General features: G+C 45.2%; 16 protein-coding genes and 1 tRNA gene. 5 read left to right on the top strand and 12 right to left on the bottom strand.

Translation table 11 applies throughout. The features are described 5' to 3' along the window. Nucleotides 1-377 precede the first annotated feature (377 nt). A complete protein-coding gene (locus H8S84_RS15490; protein WP_187068261.1) occupies nt 378-2,396 on the top strand; it encodes a Na+/H+ antiporter NhaC family protein in 2,019 nt (672 codons plus the stop codon). 43 nt (nt 2,397-2,439) lie between these two features. On the opposite strand, the gene H8S84_RS20230 is transcribed toward H8S84_RS15490, so the two are convergent. Both H8S84_RS20230 and H8S84_RS15480 read right to left on the bottom strand, forming a co-directional pair. Next, nucleotides 2,440-3,378 (bottom strand): GNAT family N-acetyltransferase, encoded by a 939-nt coding sequence (locus tag H8S84_RS20230; protein ID WP_187068260.1) that lies wholly within the window; start codon nt 3,376-3,378, stop codon nt 2,440-2,442. Nucleotides 3,379-3,479: 101 nt separating this feature from the next. After that, nucleotides 3,480-4,655: an ATP-binding protein gene (locus H8S84_RS15480; RefSeq protein ID WP_187068259.1), complete on the bottom strand. Its 1,176-nt coding sequence runs from the start codon at nt 4,653-4,655 to the stop codon at nt 3,480-3,482. 113 nt (nt 4,656-4,768) lie between these two features. On the opposite strand from H8S84_RS15480, the gene hemA reads away from it, so the two are divergent. Next, on the top strand, nt 4,769-6,043 hold the full coding sequence (gene hemA, locus H8S84_RS15475; RefSeq protein ID WP_187068258.1) for a glutamyl-tRNA reductase: 1,275 nt from the start codon (nt 4,769-4,771) through the stop codon (nt 6,041-6,043). A 141-nt stretch (nt 6,044-6,184) separates the two neighbouring features. Here the strand turns inward: hemA and H8S84_RS15470 are convergent, their stop codons facing one another. Then, a complete protein-coding gene (locus tag H8S84_RS15470) occupies nt 6,185-6,493 on the bottom strand; it encodes an ArsR/SmtB family transcription factor (protein ID WP_187068257.1) in 309 nt (102 codons plus the stop codon). A 574-nt stretch (nt 6,494-7,067) separates the two neighbouring features. On the opposite strand from H8S84_RS15470, the gene H8S84_RS15465 reads away from it, so the two are divergent. Both H8S84_RS15465 and H8S84_RS15460 read left to right on the top strand, forming a co-directional pair. Beyond that, the gene (locus H8S84_RS15465; RefSeq protein WP_187068256.1) at nt 7,068-8,294 is read left to right on the top strand and encodes a Glu/Leu/Phe/Val dehydrogenase dimerization domain-containing protein; all 1,227 of its coding nucleotides are present in this window, start codon (nt 7,068-7,070) and stop codon (nt 8,292-8,294) included. 10 nt (nt 8,295-8,304) lie between these two features. Further along, nucleotides 8,305-9,477 carry a mechanosensitive ion channel family protein gene (locus tag H8S84_RS15460; RefSeq protein ID WP_187068255.1) on the top strand — a complete coding sequence of 391 codons (1,173 nt, stop codon included), beginning with the start codon at nt 8,305-8,307 and terminating at the stop codon, nt 9,475-9,477. Nucleotides 9,478-9,840: 363 nt separating this feature from the next. On the opposite strand, the gene H8S84_RS15455 is transcribed toward H8S84_RS15460, so the two are convergent. Continuing rightward, complete coding sequence (locus H8S84_RS15455; RefSeq protein ID WP_230407199.1) at nt 9,841-12,333, bottom strand: AsmA-like C-terminal region-containing protein; 2,493 nt, start codon at nt 12,331-12,333, stop codon at nt 9,841-9,843. A 212-nt stretch (nt 12,334-12,545) separates the two neighbouring features. On the opposite strand from H8S84_RS15455, the gene H8S84_RS15450 reads away from it, so the two are divergent. Then, nucleotides 12,546-12,620, top strand: a tRNA-Val gene (locus H8S84_RS15450). Between the two features lie 180 nt (nt 12,621-12,800). Here the strand turns inward: H8S84_RS15450 and coaE are convergent. The 8 genes from coaE to H8S84_RS15410 all read right to left on the bottom strand — a co-directional run bounded on the left by coaE (nt 12,801) and on the right by H8S84_RS15410 (nt 19,179). Beyond that, a complete protein-coding gene (gene coaE, locus H8S84_RS15445) occupies nt 12,801-13,403 on the bottom strand; it encodes a dephospho-CoA kinase (protein ID WP_187068254.1) in 603 nt (200 codons plus the stop codon). 6 nt (nt 13,404-13,409) lie between these two features. After that, nucleotides 13,410-14,291, bottom strand: coding sequence for a YbbR-like domain-containing protein (locus H8S84_RS15440; RefSeq protein WP_317175446.1), 882 nt, complete (start codon nt 14,289-14,291; stop codon nt 13,410-13,412). A gap of 101 nt (nt 14,292-14,392) precedes the next feature. Beyond that, nucleotides 14,393-14,701 (bottom strand): preprotein translocase subunit YajC, encoded by a 309-nt coding sequence (gene yajC / locus H8S84_RS15435; RefSeq protein WP_187068253.1) that lies wholly within the window; start codon nt 14,699-14,701, stop codon nt 14,393-14,395. 31 nt (nt 14,702-14,732) lie between these two features. Further along, nucleotides 14,733-15,278 (bottom strand): DUF1573 domain-containing protein, encoded by a 546-nt coding sequence (locus tag H8S84_RS15430; protein WP_187068252.1) that lies wholly within the window; start codon nt 15,276-15,278, stop codon nt 14,733-14,735. Between the two features lie 19 nt (nt 15,279-15,297). Continuing rightward, nucleotides 15,298-16,296 carry an isocitrate/isopropylmalate dehydrogenase family protein gene (locus H8S84_RS15425; RefSeq protein WP_187068251.1) on the bottom strand — a complete coding sequence of 333 codons (999 nt, stop codon included), beginning with the start codon at nt 16,294-16,296 and terminating at the stop codon, nt 15,298-15,300. A gap of 2 nt (nt 16,297-16,298) precedes the next feature. Further along, complete coding sequence (locus H8S84_RS15420) at nt 16,299-16,604, bottom strand: YtxH domain-containing protein (RefSeq protein WP_187068250.1); 306 nt, start codon at nt 16,602-16,604, stop codon at nt 16,299-16,301. A gap of 84 nt (nt 16,605-16,688) precedes the next feature. Then, nucleotides 16,689-17,861, bottom strand: a complete 1,173-nt coding sequence (nusB, locus tag H8S84_RS15415; protein WP_187068249.1) for a transcription antitermination factor NusB — start codon at nt 17,859-17,861, stop codon at nt 16,689-16,691. Between the two features lie 220 nt (nt 17,862-18,081). Continuing rightward, nucleotides 18,082-19,179 (bottom strand): Glu/Leu/Phe/Val family dehydrogenase, encoded by a 1,098-nt coding sequence (locus H8S84_RS15410; protein WP_187068248.1) that lies wholly within the window; start codon nt 19,177-19,179, stop codon nt 18,082-18,084. Between the last annotated feature and the right edge of the window lie 123 nt (nt 19,180-19,302).

Raw genomic sequence — 19,302 nt, 5'->3', positions numbered from 1 at the left:
GCACAACATTTGTACATACACTTGATCAAATTATATTATGCAAGCATAACATAAGCTGCAGATTATTTGTATGGTTAAATTAATAGTTGGTTAAACACAAATACATTAGTTTATATATACAAAATCATATATTTACATCTCATAATTTTATATTTTAATTGTACTTTATTACACCTCTGTCAATAAACAAAAACCATTGTTATAGGCCAAAAATATAACATTTCTTATATCTCGATTCTTAAAAGCGTAATAATCAGCAATTTATTTACAAGCATGCTAATTAAGCAGCACTAACAACATTGCCAATGCCTGTATTTTTCGCTAAGTCAAAAAAATTTAGTTACTTAAGGGGTTATAACTCTTGAATTCACCTGTAAATGAAGTTCCTTAAATCGTTTTTTACCCTTACGTTTCTACTTTTGCTCACCCTAAGTATTCAAGCTCAGGTGACTACTAATGGCAAAGCCGCTATCGAAGAACTGAAGCTGCATGCAATAAATGACACTGCCTATACCATCAGCACAACAAATGAAGTAGGCAATCAGGTAAAGTACAGTGGTCCCTTATCACTAAGAATAAATGGAGAGCTGCAGGAAGTAAGCTTTACAGAGGGAGAGGCCAATTTTTCTCTTGCAGAGGAGGCGAAACTGGTTCAGGTTACAGCAAATATTGGTACACGTACGATAGCACGGCTTTACCGCCCCGCCGATGACACGACTCAAGGTATGACGGAAATACCTATGTGGCTGTCTATACTTCCTCCACTAATAGCTATTGTGCTGGCACTTATCTTTAGGGAGGTACTGTTAGCCCTCTTTGCCGGCATCTGGATTGGCGGTTTTGTAGTGTATGGTTTATCAGCGAAGTCTATTTTTACAGGTTTGTTAGCGGTTGGCGATACTTACCTGATGGAAGCACTTACCGACGGAGACCATGTTTCAGTTATCATCTTCTCCATGTTGATAGGTGGCATGGTAGCAATTATTTCTAAAAATGGAGGCATGGCAGGCGTAGTAAACGTGCTGTCGAGGTATGCCCAGTCGGCGAAGAGTTCGCAGCTGGTAACCTGGTTCTTGGGTATTGCCATTTTCTTTGACGATTACGCCAATACCTTGATTGTGGGTAATACTATGCGCCCTGTTACAGATAAGCACCGCATTTCGCGCGAGAAGCTTGCCTACCTGGTAGACAGTACTGCTGCACCTGTGGCAGCTATAGCCTTTGTTACCACCTGGATCGGCGCGGAGCTTGGTTATATAAAAGATGCCGCCACAGCGCTTGGTATTCAGGAAGGAGCTTACTCGCTTTTCTTCCACTCATTGGAATATGCATATTATCCTGTGCTAACTCTTGTGTTTATGCTGATGCTGATCCTAATGAACCGGGATTATGGCGCTATGCACCATGCAGAAACCAGAGCACGTGAAACCGGTGCAGTTACAGCCGCCAGCCTCGACCGCAGAGGCCAGGAGAAACAGCAACAGGAAATGAGTGAATTTGAACCGATAGATGAGTCACGCTCACGTTCTGTTAATGCGCTGCTTCCTGTACTTGTCGTGATCTTTGGCACAATAGCTGGCCTTTTATACACGGGTTACAACGCAGAGGTATGGAACGATACCACGCTGGGGTTCATGCGAAAACTCTCTATCACCATTGGTGACTCTAACTCCTACAGGGCACTCATCTGGGCATCGCTTGGCGGAGTATTAACTGCTGTTATACTTTCGGTTAGCCAGCGCATTATGAGCCTTACCGAAACAATGGAGTCGTTGCTGGTTGGCTTTAAAACCATGCTTCCGGCTATACTTATACTTGTGCTGGCGTGGTCGTTAGCGGCTGTTACGCAGGAGCTTTATACTGCAGAGTATCTTACATCTCTTTTTTCGGGAAATATCTCTCCATACTTCCTCCCGGAGATAACTTTCTTTCTGGCAGCTGTTATTGCTTTCTCTACTGGCTCTAGCTGGGGCACCATGGCTATACTTTACCCGCTTATGATGCCGGCTGCCTGGTACGTAAGCCAGGCACAGGGTCTTAGCGTAGAGGAGACAATGCCTATAATTTATAATGTAATATCTGTAGTATTGGCAGGCGCTGTGTTCGGAGATCACTGCTCCCCTATTTCCGACACCACCATACTTAGCTCCCTTGCCTCTGGCTGTAACCACATTGATCACGTGAAAACGCAGCTGCCTTACGCAATTACAGTGGCGTTAGTAGCCAATCTTGTGTGCACCAACCTGTCAAGTTGGGGTGTGCACTGGCTTCTGGTTTATGCCATTGGCGCAGCTATACTTTGGGGACTGATACGATTAATAGGAAAGAAGAATTTAACAGGCACAGAAGCAGAGCCGGTACAGCACCAGGCGGCGCAGGCAAACCTGGAAGTATAATAAAAGCAGAAGGCTCAACTTGTGTTAGTTGGGCCTTCTGCTTTTACAATGGTATCGTGTAGTAATCGTGCACAACGGCGCGGGCTCCGTAGCTTTCTTTATTGGCTAAGAGAGTGCTGTTTAACCCGTTCGGCTGTTGCGCATCCATCGAGGCTCCTAGATCAAAGTATTTTTTATCGGCATATACACTTGTTAGCAGGTGGTGCAGCATCGCTTCCAGGGCTTTGTTCTCCCGGCCAGCCACTGAGGTGCCAATATACTGACAGTGTGCTACAGTCGCTGTTTCATAAACAATTACCCCTGCACCCAACACGTCACCTTTTTCTGCTGTGTATAACTTTATATTATCCGGAAACTGCCTTGCCAGCTGCGACATCTCATCAGAAGTATGAACAGGGCTGGCATTATACTTCTCCTTCAGTAGCTGTGCCTCCATCTGCATAAAGCTTTCAAAGTCCATGGACAAGCCAATCTGCCAGTCACATTCTTCAGCTTTCTTGATCTCCCACCTGCGTGTGCGGCTATACTTTAGCGGGTTCACCTGCTCTATCACCGACAGCACATCGCGCCTGTAAAGAACAGCGCCATACTTCAAAAGCGCATACAGGTCTTCTTCAGCGGGAGACTGGTGGTAGATGTGCGGAATAGTCTTATACTTTATACTTGTGTAGCCCTGCTGCCGGTAGTATGCAACCATCGCTTCAAATACCTGCAGCATCACCTCCACTTTCATACTTGTATCCGTTACTACACCGCCATAAGTTAATCCTCCATGCGAGCTTACCTCGCGCTCCTGTTCATTAGCAGGCAGCAACGCTATTAATTTGCCCTTGCGGTAGAAAAGCAGCGAGTGATCCGTGAACCTTTGGGCATGATATTCCATATAATCGCGAAAGAATAGGAAAGTAGCATTCTTCGAGCCTGCCACAAAAGCATCCCATTCAGGCTTATACTTCTCGCTATACTTTACTACTTCTAACACAGGTCAATGATTAATGAGATTTTATGATTAACAGGATTTCCAGAACTGCGGCTCTCTAATAAAACTGAGCAAGCAAGTTAAGAAGCAGACAGTTCAATAAATCAACGATTCAGCACAATTCGGAAAGTGGTGCCTTTGCCTACCTCCGACCATTTCACAAAAAGCTTTCCTCTGTGGTAGTTATCGATAATTCGCTTGGCAAGCGCCAAACCCAATCCCCAGCCTCTCTTTTTAGTAGTATAGCCAGGCAAGAAAACAGATGCCACCTTACTTTTTGGAATACCCTTTCCAGTATCTGTTATATCCACGGCAATGGCGCTCTTACCTAATAAACTCATGTTTATATTTATACTTCCACGCCCATTCATGGCATCCACGGCATTTTTGCAGATGTTTTCTATTACCCAGTCAAACAGCGAGATGTTTACCTTGGCAGTAATATCAGGAGAAAAGCTGGAGTTTATTGTTATGTCTACTTTGCGTGAGATGCGATTCTGCAAGTAGTTGATAGCGTTCTGCGTTACCTGCAATATGTTCTCGTCGCGGAGCAGTGGCACAGAGCCTACATTAGAGAAACGTTCGGTGATAATCTCCAGTCGCCTGACATCTTTGCCCAGCTCTTCTACTATTGGCTCGTTCTCAAATTTAGGGCTGGCTTTAATGTATTCGTACCAGGCCATCAGCGACGAAAGCGGCGTACCCAATTGGTGCGCAGTTTCCTTGGCCAATCCAACCCATACTCTATTCTGCTCTGCGCGGCGGGAGTAGCTAAAGGCGAAGTAGGCCATCAAGGCAAAACAGGCAATTACGATCAACTGCACGTACGGGTAGTATCGCAGCTGCGAAAGCAAGGCAGAGTCTTTATAAAAAACATAATTTTCCGATCCTTCGGCCCATGGCACCACAATAGGAGCATGCTGCGCCTTCATTTTCTCTATTTCTTTTTGTAATAGCTCAGCGCGCCTTTCTTCTGAAATGTTTTTAGGAAAATCTATGTTCTTAGAATCGAGGATATTTTCATACTCATCTGTTAAGATTACAGGTACAGTGGTGTTGGCTGACAGGATCTCTTCTTCGATGAAGACAATGTTGTCGTCGCTGGGGGCATTGATCATATAGCGAAGCCCTTTAGCGTAAAGCTGCACCAGTTCTTGCTCTCTTTCAGACAGTTTGCTAACTAAAATGTTGGTATACGTAATAGTAGCAGCACCTATTATTAGGGCAATGATAACAACAACAAGCTTTATTCTGTTCTTCTGAGAGTAGATGGGTATCATGCAGTGTACACGTAATTTATTTGAAATTAGTATAAATTAAACATTAAGGGCAAGTAAGTTTCATTTTAAAAATTTGAGACGTAAATTTGCACTTTAGTAGAACACACGTTATTATGCTTCAGAACTTTAAAGCGATCAGCCTGTCGTACAAGAAAGCGCCGCTGGATATCAGGGAACTGATCGCCTTAGATGAAACTTCCTGCAGGCAGTTTCTCCAGACGCTTAAGAGCTTTATTCAGGCTTCTGATGTGCTGGTACTTTCTACCTGCAACCGCACCGAAGTCTACTACAATGCCGATACCGATTACAGCAAAGAAATTGTTAAGCTGCTCGGCATCACTAAAGGCATTGACAATATTTCCAAGTATCTTGATTACTTCACCGTACTAAATGAGCACAACGACGCGGTACAGCACTTGTTTGATGTATCGATGGGACTGGAGTCGCAGGTAGTGGGTGATATGCAGATATCTAACCAGGTTAAGGTGGCTTACCAGTGGTCTGCCGACAACGATACGGCTGGCCCGTTCTTGCACCGCCTGATGCACACGATTTTCTTTACCAACAAGCGCGTTGTACAGGAAACTTCTTTCCGAGATGGTGCCGCATCAACTTCTTATGCAGCTATCGAACTGATTGAAGAGCTTACAGCAGATATCATTGAACCAAGTATACTTGTAGTTGGCCTTGGCGAAATAGGCGCTGATGTTTGCCGCAATCTGAAAGACACTGGCTTTAAGAACATAAAAATCAGTAACCGTACTCAGGCTAAAGCCGAGGCGCTTGCCGAAGAGTGCGGCTTGGAGGTACTTCCTTTTGAGGATATCGTTCAGGGCATGAAAGAGGCCGATGTAATTATCTCCTCTGTGGCCCGCGAAACGCCATTCTTTACCAAGGAGATGGTTAAGCGCCTGGATGTGCTGACGTATAAGTTCTTTATAGACCTTGCCGTTCCGCGTAGCGTAGAAGCTGACCTGGAAAGTATACCGGGTGTACTTGTGTACAACATCGACACTATCCAGAACAAAGCTTCTGAGGCCCTGCAGCGTCGCATTAATTCTGTACCGCAGGTTAAGCAGATTATCACCGAATCTATAGAGCAGTTTAACGATTGGTCTAAAGAGATGATTGTTTCGCCTACCATCAACCGACTGAAGAACGCACTGGAGAGCATCCGCCAAGAGGAAATGGCACGCTATCTAAAGAAGATGGGACCTGAAGAAACGAAGCGCCTTGATAGCATCACAAAATCTATGATGCAGAAGATCATCAAGCTTCCTGTGTTACAGCTTAAAGCAGCCTGTAAAAGAGGCGAGGCCGAGACACTTATAGATTTGCTAAACGATCTTTTTGACCTTGAAAAGCAGTCGGAAGAAGTAAGCCACTAAAATCAAGTAAACAGCATATTTTTCTTAGTGAATATAAAAGCCTAAGGTCCCCGTAAGCTTCATTTATAAATGAATTACGAGGACCTTAGGCTTTTGTACTTTTACAAATTGCGCTGGATGCCACTCCCGGTGGCTCCTCTTCTAAATGTCTATGCAACATTCTTCAAGACAATCTATAACATCAATTAGTTTAGGGATAGCAAGTGAGTAATAAATTTTTGTACCCACTTTAAACGAGGATAATACTCCCTTATCCTTTAGCGTAATAAGGTGCTGAGAAGCGATAGCTTGAGGCAGGTCAAGATGCTTATATATCTCTGTTACAGTCATTTTGTCTTCTTTTCCCAACAAATCGACTATAGCAAGCCTTTTAGGGTGTGCCAGCACCTTCAACATCGCAGCTGCCTTATCTATTTTCTTTGATTCAACTCTTGATAACAAACTTTTCATAATTAAAATTATACCTAACAGTTTCTACATACATTTAATCGATCTTATTCACAATAAGATATATACGGTGTTTACAGTATTATGCTGAGTGGTGTCAGCGCAATTTAATATTGTCGTACACTTATCTTGTGTGCTGCAACGCAGCCGCCCTATCCCTAAAGCAACAAACATTGCATATTTTAGATTTACGTAAAAAATAAAAAATTGGATATATGATATACTAAATACTAATACATTAACATATTACTATACTATAGTTGGCTCTCTCCGGGATATCAGAACTCTTTCAACATAGTGTTTATTGTACTTCGCCATGCTCATTGTATAAAATATAGTCACTTTCTAATCAACACGGATTCAAGTTAATTTTGTTACCACAACTACTCCTGCCTAATAACCGCAAAAGGATAACCCAGAGCACATTATACTTTCTAAGCTCCTATAACTATAACAACCAATAAAGCAATTGTTTTATGTAGCAGTGCAGTTGTTTAACCTCCGAAGCGTACGCTAGGCGTGCATCCTCTCCTGTATTTTTGTACCTTTGCGCAACCGTAAAGACATCCCTTATAGCATGAAAGACCTACTGGAGAAATTTGAAAATAAAAGACCCGAAATAGTTTTTGAGTGGAAAGATGCAGAAACTGAGGCAGAAGGCTGGGTAGTAATAAACTCACTGCGAGGCGGAGCTGCAGGTGGAGGCACTCGTATGCGCAAAGGCTTGGATAAGCGCGAAGTAGAGTCACTTGCCAAAACAATGGAGGTGAAGTTTACTGTATCAGGCCCAACCATAGGCGGAGCTAAGTCAGGCATCAACTTCGATCCCGCCGACCCACGCAAGCGCGGCGTGCTGGAACGCTGGTACAAAGCGGTTATACCACTACTTAAAAACTACTACGGCACTGGCGGCGACCTGAACGTGGACGAGATACATGAGGTAATTCCCATCACAGAGGATTACGGTTTATGGCACCCACAGGAGGGCATCGTGAATGGCCACTTTAATGCGACAGAACCACAAAAGATAAATAAGATAGGCCAGCTGCGCCAAGGCGTGATCAAGGTAATTGAGGATCCTCATTTCTCGCCTTCTACGGCACGCAAGTATACCGTTGCCGACATGATTACCGGGTTTGGTGTAGCAGAGGCTGTGCGCCACTATTACGACATCTGGGGTGGCCAGTTTGAAGGCAAGCGCGCCATTATACAGGGTTGGGGAAACGTTGGAGCAGCAGCAGCATACTACCTGGCTTCTAAAGGTGCCCGTGTAGTTGGCATCATAGACAGAGCAGGCGGCCTGATAAAAGAAGACGGCTTCTCTTTTAAAGAGATTACAGACCTGTTCCTGAGCCGCCAGGGCAATGCGCTTAACCCGGAAAGCCTGCTGCCTTTTGAAGAAGTTAACAGCCGCATCTGGTCTGTGCCAGCCGAGATATTTATACCTGCAGCAGCATCTAGGCTCGTATCGCGCGAGCAGGTAGAGCAAATGATCGCCAATGGCATGGAGGTTATCTCTAGCGGTGCCAATGTGCCGTTCCAGGATCCGGAGATTTTCTTCGGGCCTACAGGTGAGTTTGCCGATCGCAACCTATCAGTTATCCCGGACTTTATTGCAAACTGTGGTATGGCGCGTGTTTTTGCTTACCTCATGGAGAGTGAAGTGGAGATAACAGATGAGGCTATTTTTACAGACATCTCTAATACCATTCGCCTGGCGTTAGAGAAAACACACGCTAAACACAGCCAGAAAACTGAAATTGCAAAAGTGAGCTTTGAGATTGCGCTTAGCCAGTTGCTGTAAAGTATAAACCATGACTGACTGGAAAGAAATATTACGTTACGAGTTTTTAGGAAATACCGTGTCGGAGTACTTGCTGGCACTGGGTATCCTGTTGTTTGGCTTTATTTTTAAGACGGTACTATCCAAGATTCTATCTGGGCTGATGTACCGTTTTGTGAAAAGATTCTCGAAAGAGGATGACTTTCTGCCGGAGTTCAGGCGCTTGCTGCTACACCCCCTGGAGGTGCTCCTGTTCCTTGTTTTTCTGTACCTGGCTTTCCAGGTGCTGGACTACCCACTGGAGTCTAGCCAGCTGCGCAAAAGCGACCCGTTCCTGAAAACATTCATGTTCCGTACTTACCAGGTGTTTGTTATTGTGGCGCTTGCGTGGGTGTTTATGCGTTTCGTGGATTTTATAGGTCTCATATTCAGATACCGGGCCGAGAGAACCACTTCTAAGCTAGACGACCAGCTGGTGCCGTTCTTTAAGGATTTCACGAAGGTAATGATCGTGATCTTCGCCTTCTTGGTGATGCTTGGGGCTGTGTTCGAAGTAAACGTCGCAGGCTTGGTGGCAGGTTTGGGTGTAGGTGGTCTGGCCTTAGCATTTGCGGCCAAAGAAAGCCTAGAGAACCTATTAGCCTCCTTCACCATCTTCCTGGACCATCCGTTTGTAGTAGGCGACTTAGTTGAAGTTGGCGGCATTACAGGAACAATAGAGAAGATAGGCTTCCGAAGTACCCGCATTCGCACTTTAGACAAGACATTCGTGACAGTGCCCAATAAGTTCATGATCGATAAGCCACTGAACAATCTGACGCTACGCACCTTCAGGAGAGTGAATTTTGATATCACTTTAACCTACGACACAAAATCAGAGCAGCTGCGGGCCATTACCACAGACCTGCAGGAATTTATCGACAAGCACCCAAACACAAACCAGGATGGCGTCGTGCGCTTCCAGACATTAGCCGATAGCTCTAAAAATATTCTGGTGTTATATTTTGTGGAGTCGATGGACTGGACGGAGTATGTGAATATAAAAGAGGAAGTGGCTTACAAGATCATTGAGATAGTGGAGAAGCATGGCGCCGAGTTTGCATACCCAACGCAAACTTTATACTTGCAACGGCAGGCAGGTGGCCACGCCCCGGCATCTCAGCTCAAAAACTCCTACGTTGGCTCCGACACAGACATAAAATAGCTATAAACAAAAAAGCAGGAGAAGCTCCTGCTTTTTTTTCACCCTTATTTCTTTTGTTACAATTAAAGTGCTTCCTTTTCCATCAAAGCCTCAATTGTAATCTTCTTATTATCGTAAACCTTTAATCCCAAAAACCACTTATTAATTTTTTGTAGTTTTGGTTTGTTTAACGCGCCACCACAGCTATAGTTGCCATATTTTTATAACTTTTCCGTTTTAGCAGCACCTTTTACTGGTGAACGCACAATAAAAGCAAGTTAATGAAAAATATGATTTTGCATATATTGGCAGAAACAGCCATTACTTAGGCGGGTATATATTTACAAAGCTATTTTACTATTAAACCTGTAGCTACATTAAGCTTTAGTTAAAATCGAAGTACTCTCCTTCCTGCAGCTCTACTTTCTTCTCTTTATCTTTCGGCTTCTTGCCGCGTAGCAGGTCTTTTAACTCCTGGCCCTCCTGTTTCAGGTCTGTTTTGATCTTTTGTCGCACACGGTCATCATCATAGGCAATTTTAAAGTCACTCTCTTTGCCCTTTAGCGTCAGGAACAGGCTGCTGTTACCGGCACCGGGATCTGAAGCCACTATACCAAAGGCAGCATCCTTATCGGGGCGCTGACTGCTAAATAGGGGCAGCTTTATTTTGTAGTCCATGTGCTGGTCAAAAGTATGCTGCCCAGATATAGACACGGTAGGGGCTGCAGACAGATTGGACCGAATATCCATTTCCGGAATATAAATTGTTCGTTGCTGAATCCAGAAACTGTTATGAAGTTCGGCAAAACGCATATTAGCCAGCTCAGAGCGTTTTACGAACGCAGACATCTTCTGCATCGGCTCAAAGTTAATCAGCTGCCCATTGCGCACGGTGGCCACTATTTCGGCCTGCAATAAGTCAGTCTTGGCATTCAGCTGGCTGTCGAAGTAAATATCAGAAACAATATTAGCCGTAAGCTGGCCGCGCAGGTGACGGTCCATGATAAAGTTTTGCTGGAAATTCTCGAACACAAAGAACAAGCTATCCACGCTCATGTTGTTGAGTTTTGTGGCTGTGCTTACTTTAATATGCTCCCGGGTGCGCGCATCGAGTTTGCCGCGCACAGCAAAATTACCGCCAATGGCATTAAAGGATATGTTCGGCGAAGATACCACCTGGTTACGCAGGGTAACTTCTCCCTTTATGTTCTTCGCCCTAAATCTTCGGAACCTGACTCTATCTACAGAAGCACTGATATCGAAAGCAATGTTAGGGGAAAGTATAAATTTGTAGTCGCTGCGACTTCCTTTCCTGGCTTGTTGAGGTGTGTTCAGTTCCTCACTCAGCAATTGGTTAAAGTCGATGTATTTGCTGTTGAAATCGGCTTCTACCAGCAAGCGCTGCCTGTCAAGCAACAGCCAGGCCATTACATTTTTAAACATGCCGTTGATCACGAAGTCTGAGTTGCCGAGCTTGCCTTTAAAATCAGAAACAGCCACATCGTTGCGCTTAAAGATGAAGTTGCCATTCAGGTTCTGCAATGGCAGCGGCAGCTCTAGTAAGGACAGCGATACATTATGCAGGGTTATGTCGCCGGAGGTATTTAGCGTGCTGTTGCCGGGCCGTGCCTTAAACTCGTTCAGGTTACCTGAGAAAGCAATGCGAACATCTGCCAGGCCGCTTCCGCTTTGTACCTGCTCCAGCTTTGCCAAACCCAACACATACCCTACATCCAGCTTGCCCTTGATATCAAAAGCAATATTGGGATTGTTAAAGTTGCTATACTTAAAGTTGCCGTTAAAGCGGTGTCCGTTTAATACCCCAGACAAGTCCTTTAGCTCCAGCACCGTGGTGGCAGCATTCTGTTTGCTTCCGTTTGTAAAGCTTCCTGTCAGGTTTATGTCATCAACACGCTGCTTTACATCCGGGTGATAAAACGATGCATTCCTGGCTCCGAAGTTAAATGCAATGGTGGGGTTTTCTTTGGCTGATACATTGCCCTTAACAGTGCCATTAAAGTATACTTCCCCCTCGCTGCGGTATTGGTTAAGGTCGTTGCTTATACTTTGCGGCAACAGCGACAACAGCGACTGCACGCTTGTGTTTTTGCCATCCAGCTTAAGATCCAGAACAGTTGGCCCGGCGTAGCCGATAGTGCCTCCAACTTCGTAAGACGCGCTTTCGATGTTAACTGTAGAAGGCTGTAGCTGTACAAGCTTGTTAACGCGATCAATCACAAGGGCTGAGGCCAGATCTATCTTCTTACCTTTAAAATATTCTCCTGTGCCTACTTTAATGGTATTAACCGTAGCGTTTCCGTTTGCCTCTATGGCTATACTTTCGTTTGTTACACCCAGCGCCGCAACCAGCTCATGCGCATTAACCTCATAGGTTTGCTTCAGCTGCTGATCTATATAGTTAAGGCTTACCTCCTTCAGGTTTATCTGCTCCAGGTTAAAGGCAAACGCCTCGTTTCCGGTGCTGGAGGAGTCTTGCTTGATGACCATGTAATTTACCTTACCATCCGGCAGCACCTTTACATAGATAGCGCCATGCTCCATGTAAAGCTGCTCTATGCTATACTTCCCGCGCAGCACATTCCAGATACTAAAAGTAAAGTATAGTTTCTCTGCCCGTGCCAATGATTCTTCACTGCCTTCCACGCCTTCGTGCACGTTAACCTTATCCAGCGATACAGCCACCTGCGGAAACTTCTCGAAAAGCGACAGTGAAATTTGGGCAACTTCTACTTTGGTGTTGATGTGCTTGTTAGCCTCGGCTACGAACAACCCGATAATTTTATCCTGGTAAGCATACACTAACCCAAACGCTATACTTGCCACCGCCACAAAAGCAGCAATAGTGTAAAATAGCATTTTTTTAACAACTCGTTTCTTCACCAGGTAAAAGCTCAGATTTATAGCACCTTACAAAACTTAAAGGTACGCTACTAATAACACGCGTACAATAGAGGCTGGGGCCTGAAAAAAATTTTTGACAATTTTTTTTCAAATGTTTTGCAGTATCAAAAATAACCCCCATATTTGCATCATCAAACGACGACAATAGGTCTCGAAAAGAAAAAATTGGGGTGTTAGCTCAGCTGGTTCAGAGCACCTGCCTTACAAGCAGGGGGTCACTGGTTCGAATCCAGTACGCCCCACAAAAGGACAACTTAAAAGTTGTCCTTTTTTTATGTCTATACTTTTCTGTCTGCTTCTTTCCAACTGCCAAAAGTTTTATACTTCGCCAGCCTATACTTTACAAACGCCTGCATAAGGGCAAAAGTATAGCCTGCCACCACTTTGGCTGCAACACAAGCACTCCTGTAAATTTATTGGATTTAGTAAGCCGGGGCTAGTTTAAGAAGCTGCTCATGCAGCGCAAGCACCTGGGGTATGATCATCTCCTGATCATTGTTGGTAATAACGTAATCAGCACGGGCCATTTTCTCCTCTTCGCTGAGCTGTTTGCCTATGATGGCTTTTATGTCGGCTTCTGTACGGTGTGTATCCCGCAGCAGCAGGCGCTTTATCCGAACATCGGTGGGCGCGTACACCGTAATCATCTTATCGATCTGCTTCCAGGCTTCCGACTCGTACATCAGGGCAGCTTCTTTTATAATGTAGGGCTTGTCTGTGTGCTGGGCAACCCAGGCGGCAAAGTCGTTGCGCACGTGCGGGTGCACCAGGCTGTTTAATTGCTGCAGGCGCTCCGGGTTATTAAAAACAATTGAGGCGATGTATGCGCGGTCAAGATCTCCTTTTTCTGTGAAGGCTTTGGGCCCGAAAGCACCCGTCAGTTCAGACTTAAGCGCCTGGTCGTGCTGCATTACCCACTTTGCCCGCCCATCAGAGTCGTAAACTGGTATCCCCAGCAGACTGAACATGCGCGCTACAACCGTTTTGCCCACGCCTATGCCACCGGTAATGCCTACTTTTAACATTGGAGGTTATTCGACAACAGCTTTAACGCGCTCCGGCCACAGCGTTACATTACGCACACCAGTTGGCTTCTGCACAAGTTCAGGAATAAGCGTTGAGTCGCGGCGGGAGTAGCGCTTGTAGTTAAGTATAGCCTTAAAATTATCACGGTTGATGTAAACAGCAGAGTCTTCGAGCAGTTGGTAGCGTACCAGCACATAAGGTGGCCGTAGAGTAATCTCTTTGCCTGCCGGTGCATTTACAATCTCCGGAACAATCTGACGCTCCTCCTGTACCAGTCCTCTTACATTCAGTGTCACTTCCGCAGAGCTTGCATCTGCCTTTACCAGCGCTTTGTTGTCGTAGTTGATTGGCACCTTAAGCTTGGTAGCCTCTGTTAGCTGCTGGCCTTCTGGCAGACGTACCAATAAGGGGTTTGGCAGGCTTTCTACCATAGAAGATGGCCCTGTAAAGGTAACTGAGTCAGGTTGCATGATAACAGGTCCAACCACTGCGAAGCGATCTCCGGTTACTTTCTGAGATGGGTCTAACTTAACCGCAACAGTACGTGATACTTTCTGATTAAAGTTAAAGTATAGCGTATCCGTCACTACAAAGTTAAGTTCCATGCCATCCAGCGCATTTACTAAAGCAGGGCGCAATGCCGGCCCGAGCAGGTAATTGTTTCGGGGCAGGTTGCGGATAAATATTTCAGCTGGTTGTACCTCCACGCGCAGCGATTTGCGTAGCAATTTCCAGCCTTTCCCGGTAACGTTTATGGTAACCTCCTCTGGCAAGGGCTTTACCGGCACGAGTTCATTCTCGTCGTAAACAAACTTAACAGGATAAGTGGTTTGGGTAGAGTAGCTTTTGTTTAAGGCATTAAGTAGCCAAAAGGTAGAAGCCGCCACAAAGCAAAGCAATACTACTCTCCAGTATTGCTTTGTTTGTGGCCTGAATGGCTTCGCAAACCAGTTAACTATATTTTTTATTGTCCCAAATGGCAATGCTTCTAAACTTTTTGAGCTCGGGCAGTTGCCTCCATCGAAATTGATGTTTTGTCAAACGTTAGTCTGATACCTTTATCAACTTCAATCACAACAATATCATCTTCTATTCCAACTAACCTTCCATGCATGCCACCAATGGTGATGACGTTCATGCCTTTGGTTAGCTCTTCACGGAATTTCTTCTGGTCACGCATTTTTTTCTGCTGTGGCCTGATCATGAAGAAATAGAAAACAAGTATAATGGCGCCGAACATCAGTAATTGAGGCAGCATGCCTCCGTCTGGTGCGGCTTGTAGTAAGATGGTTTGCATGTTTGTGTATTCTCTTATCAGCTCTTAAAGCTTAGTTTCTCTTTACAGGTCCATCGGCACCTGCAGTTGGTATAGTACTAGCAGGCTCCACAGTGCCTTTTAGTGTTACCTGTGTGATGTTAGGCACTGTGTTGGCACGAACAGTTACCACCGGTGACTGCTGACCTGCTTTGCCAGTACTGTTAAAGTTAACTTTGATTTCGCCGGTCTCGCCTGGAGCAATTGGCTCTTTCGGTGACTCTGGCACAGTACAGCCACACGTTGCTGTTGCACTCTCGATGATAAGCGGAGACTTACCTGTGTTTGTGAACTTGAAAGTATGCTCTACTACTTCGCCCTGCTTTACAGTACCGAAATCGTAAGAAGTCTCGGCGAAAGAGATAACCGGTGCGTTTTCTGGCGCTACCGCTTCCTCAGCTCCTGCCACATTTGGGTTTTCTACAACTGGTTCAGTTGCAGTTGCTTCTGTAGCTGTAGCTTCAGTTTCAGTTACGTTGTCGCTTCCGGCGTTATTGTCGCAGCTGGTGGCGAAGATAGCCACAGCGAAGCTAGCTGCTAAAATCAGATTCTTTTTCATATCAAAAATGGGTTTGGGTTTATAATTTTGAAATGATGTTTTGCGCAAATTGCATGGTGCTGGCACTACCGCCAAGGTCGCCTGTGCACTCCTGCGGATTTGCAAGCGTGGCCTCCAGTGCTGCCTCAATGCGATTACCCTCATCCTTTAAATCGAGGTGGTGCAGCATCATGATTGCAGAACGAAGCAAGGCTGTAGGGTTAGCTATACCTTTGCCAGCGATATCCGGAGCAGAACCATGAACGGCCTCAAAAATTGCCATTTCATCGCCAATGTTGGCACCTGCCACTACACCCAGGCCACCTACCAGGCCAGCGCAAAGGTCAGACAGGATATCACCGAACAGGTTTGTAGTAACAATCACATCAAACTGCTCTGGCTTGGCCACCAGCTGCATGCACATGTTGTCAATGATCTTGTCATCAGCCTGAATGTGCGGATAGTCTTTTGCGATGGTTGTAAACTCATCTAAAAACAAAGCGCCTGCACTCTTCAGGATGTTTGCCTTGTGCACGGCTGTTACCTTTTTGCACTGGTGTTTGTTGGCGTACTCGAAAGCGGCACGTATAATTTTACGGCAGCCAACGCGTGTTAAGCGGGCCACAGAATCAGAGATCTGCAGGCGCTCATCAAACATTTCCAGCCCAGAGTATAACCCTTCGGTGTTCTCGCGGAACAGCACAGAGTTAACATTCTCGAAGCGGGTTTTAATTCCTTTTGTAGTTTTAGCCGGTCTCACGTTTGAGTATAAGTCAAACATCTGGCGCAGCTGCACATTTATACTTTTAAAGCCTTTGCCTACTGGTGTAGTGATCGGGCCTTTTAAAGCAACGCAGTTCTTGTTAAGAGAGTTTATCAGTGTAGCTGGTATCAGCTCACCCATAGAATCAAAAGTTGTCTGCCCTGCGTTTTCCTCTTCCCACTGTACAGGCACGTTGGCAGCTTTAAAAATAGCTTTTACAGCTTCTGTGATCTCAGGTCCTATCCCGTCTCCAGGAATAAGGGTTACTTGTCTCATGCTTATATTTCTTTCCGGCTATTGATTTCGTTTATTAATGAGTCTACATCGCCCAGTAGTTTCTCGGCTTTGTTCTTGGCATCTTGTATCACGCGCTGCCCCTCAGACTTTGCAGTAGTTGGCAGGTTGTCTTCTTTCGCCATCAGCTGCTCCAGCAAATCAGATAATGTGTCGCGGTATCTTTCCAGGCGGTAGCTTAGCCAGCTACGCGTTTCTCTACCTTTTTCGGGTGCAAATAAAATGCCGGCGGCAGCACCAACAGCAGCGCCAGACACAAAGACTAGTAAGTTGCTTGTTTTCTTACCCATAGTTTTTATGTTCTTATATAAACGAGTACAAATTTTTTCCTTTTACGGCGATTCCTGTTTGCCAGCTAACTCAAATGCTGCTGCTTACTTGTTATCTATTAAGCCGCGACCCGACTTGCGGATTTCGCCTTTTGTGGCAAGCTCCTGCGCCATCTTATCCAGCACCCCGTTAACAAACTGCTTGCTTTTTGGCGTACTGTAGAGCTTAGAGATTTCGATGTACTCGTTGATGGTAACTTTAACCGGAATGCTTCGGAAGATGTGCATTTCGCAGAGTGCCATCTTAAGTATGATCTTATCGAGCAGGGCCACACGCTCTACGTCCCAGTTTTTAACGCTTGCCGCTATCATCGCCTCATACTTCTCATCGTCCTGAATGGTTTGGAAGTATAGCTCCTCGAAAAACGCTCTATCGTCTTCCCAGTTGGCAGACAGATCTAAAAGGCCGAAACCTTCTTCAGACTCTTCGCTAAAAATCTTAACGGTTTTGTTTACCAGGCTCTTTACAATGGCTTTATTTTCTACCCAGTTCAGATCCTGCTCTTCAAACAAAGATTGTAAGTTTTTTTCTTTAAAGATAATGTTTTTGAAAATATGTTTCACTATCTCTGAGTCCTCTTCCAGGGTTGGAGCAGGCAATGCCAGGTATGCTAAAAAGGCTTCATCCTGCTTTAGCACATTCTTGTAAACAGCACGTATCTCGCTTATATCGGAGCCCCAGCTAATGTTTCGGCGGATGATGGCTTGCCTGTATGACTCGTTCTGTAGCAGACGCTGTACCACGCGGTTGTTCAGGAAGCGTTTTGTATCCGGGCCAGTGGCAGCTGTAAAACGGTTGGCCTTCTTCTCCTCTTCTTCCTCAATCAGGCTGTTGATGATTTCCAGTATTTGGAGTGTGCCAATGTAATGGTCGTAAATACGCTCTACTGCACTTAGCATTTGGTTGCCGTAGTACTTGTAGTCTTTCTTTGTGAGGTTGTTGTAGTAAGCAATGGCTCTGTTTACCGCGTCTGTTATCTCTCTGTCTGATTCCTCGGTCTCGAACTGGCGCGTCTCGTACCACTCCTTGAACAGGAGCTGCGCGATCTGCTTTTTGCCTTCCAGTAACTTCTTGTCCTGTACCTCCATCGAGTTCAGGTCCGGAGCAAACTCCTCGCTTATCTGGTCCAGCGCCAGCAGATAATCTGAACCTTCGGCCTGCTGATAGGCATAAATGGCTTGCATCGCCTTGATTCGTAGTGTTCTGCGGTTGAGCATATTCTTATTTTAAAGAGCGTATTTGGTTGTTGTTGTTTTACTTGATCGGCACCAGCTGGCGCCTTATACTTTGCAATGCAGCAAAGCTTTACTTTATACTATAAGCTTAAATGCAAAGCCATCTGCTTATAGTTCCTTTTAATCTGTAGCTGTGTAAAGCAAAAGTGCCACAGGTTAATGCAGCACTTTTGTTTTAACAGTATTCTTCGTGTATTTATACTTAGTAAGTAGAGCGGATTTTACCGATGCTCTGGATGCGCTTCTCAGCCATCTTCATAGCAGCAGCCTGGTTGTGGATGCCTTCTCTTTCTGCAAGATCAAAGATATCCAACGTATAACCATAAATACGCTCAGTTTGTGCATAAGCGCTCTCACGGTTGTACCCGATCAGCTCAGAGTAAACGTTGATCAAACCACCAGCGTTGATCAGGAAGTCAGGAGCGTAAACGATGCCTCTCTCAACAAGAGCTGGGCCATGTATTTTCTCGTCGCGCAGCTGGTTGTTAGCGCAGCCTGCGATTACCTGGCACTTCAGTCTGTCTAATGTATTGTCGTTGATCGTACCGCCAAGCGCACACGGAGAGTAGATATCCACGTCAAGATCATATATCTCGTCCATGCTTACCACTTTAGCGCCATACTTGCTAGATACTTCCTGCAGACGGTCTTCGTAGATGTCTGTGATAAAGATCTGCGCGTTTTCTTTTGCTAAAAGCTCTACCAGGTAACCACCTACGTGGCCAACACCCTGTACAGAGATCTTCTTACCTTCTAAAGAGTCAGAACCGAAAGCTTTTTTAGCAGCAGCCTTCATACCCATATAAGTACCGTAAGCAGTTACAGGAGAAGGATCTCCGCTACCACCCATAGACTCAGGCAAACCAGACACGTGCTCCGTTTCCATACGGATATACTCCATGTCTTTTGTAGTCATGCCCACGTCCTCAGCAGTGATGTAAGCACCGTTCAGGTTCTTTACAAAACGGCCGAATCTGCGAAGCAGCGCCTCTGATTTATCTTTTTTGGCATCGCCAATGATTACAGCTTTACCGCCACCTAAGTTAAGACCAGAGATTGCAGCCTTGTAGGTCATACCTCTAGAAAGACGCAACACATCGTCTAAAGCCTCTGCCTCTGAAGCATAAGACCACATACGCGTACCACCCAAAGCTGGGCCAAGTACCGTGTTGTGGATACCGATGATAGCTTTCAAGCCTGTTTCCTGGTCATGGCAGAAAACAACTTTCTCATGATTGTATTCTGAAATCTGACCGAAGACTGACTTGTCTTTCAGTTCTACTTCTTTTAATTCGACCATTTATGTAATTGATTAAGGGTTATTCTATCTTTGTGTGAATGAGGCAGGTTACCCTTTCCCGTTTCGCGCTGCAAAATTAATTCTTTTTTTGATTATTTCAATTTGTACTTTGTAAGTCTACGT

Source organism: Pontibacter cellulosilyticus (genome assembly GCF_014306105.1).
Classification (GTDB): Bacteria; Bacteroidota; Bacteroidia; order Cytophagales; family Hymenobacteraceae; genus Pontibacter; species Pontibacter cellulosilyticus.
The sequence above is the reverse complement of the archived record's forward strand: the minus strand, read 5'-3'. Positions and strand labels throughout refer to the sequence as shown.

Coding starts and splice junctions, on each gene's coding strand:
- H8S84_RS15455 (WP_230407199.1), bottom strand. CDS start 12,333: ATGCTATTTTACACTATTGCTGCTTTTGTGGCGGTGGCAAGTATAGCG.
- H8S84_RS15490 (WP_187068261.1), top strand. CDS start 378: ATGAAGTTCCTTAAATCGTTTTTTACCCTTACGTTTCTACTTTTGCTC.
- H8S84_RS15460 (WP_187068255.1), top strand. CDS start 8,305: ATGACTGACTGGAAAGAAATATTACGTTACGAGTTTTTAGGAAATACC.
- yajC (WP_187068253.1), bottom strand. CDS start 14,701: ATGCAAACCATCTTACTACAAGCCGCACCAGACGGAGGCATGCTGCCT.
- H8S84_RS15470 (WP_187068257.1), bottom strand. CDS start 6,493: ATGAAAAGTTTGTTATCAAGAGTTGAATCAAAGAAAATAGATAAGGCA.
- H8S84_RS15410 (WP_187068248.1), bottom strand. CDS start 19,179: ATGGTCGAATTAAAAGAAGTAGAACTGAAAGACAAGTCAGTCTTCGGT.
- coaE (WP_187068254.1), bottom strand. CDS start 13,403: ATGTTAAAAGTAGGCATTACCGGTGGCATAGGCGTGGGCAAAACGGTT.
- H8S84_RS15420 (WP_187068250.1), bottom strand. CDS start 16,604: ATGGGTAAGAAAACAAGCAACTTACTAGTCTTTGTGTCTGGCGCTGCT.
- nusB (WP_187068249.1), bottom strand. CDS start 17,861: ATGCTCAACCGCAGAACACTACGAATCAAGGCGATGCAAGCCATTTAT.
- H8S84_RS15480 (WP_187068259.1), bottom strand. CDS start 4,655: ATGATACCCATCTACTCTCAGAAGAACAGAATAAAGCTTGTTGTTGTT.
- H8S84_RS15425 (WP_187068251.1), bottom strand. CDS start 16,296: ATGAGACAAGTAACCCTTATTCCTGGAGACGGGATAGGACCTGAGATC.
- H8S84_RS15465 (WP_187068256.1), top strand. CDS start 7,068: ATGAAAGACCTACTGGAGAAATTTGAAAATAAAAGACCCGAAATAGTT.
- hemA (WP_187068258.1), top strand. CDS start 4,769: ATGCTTCAGAACTTTAAAGCGATCAGCCTGTCGTACAAGAAAGCGCCG.
- H8S84_RS15430 (WP_187068252.1), bottom strand. CDS start 15,278: ATGAAAAAGAATCTGATTTTAGCAGCTAGCTTCGCTGTGGCTATCTTC.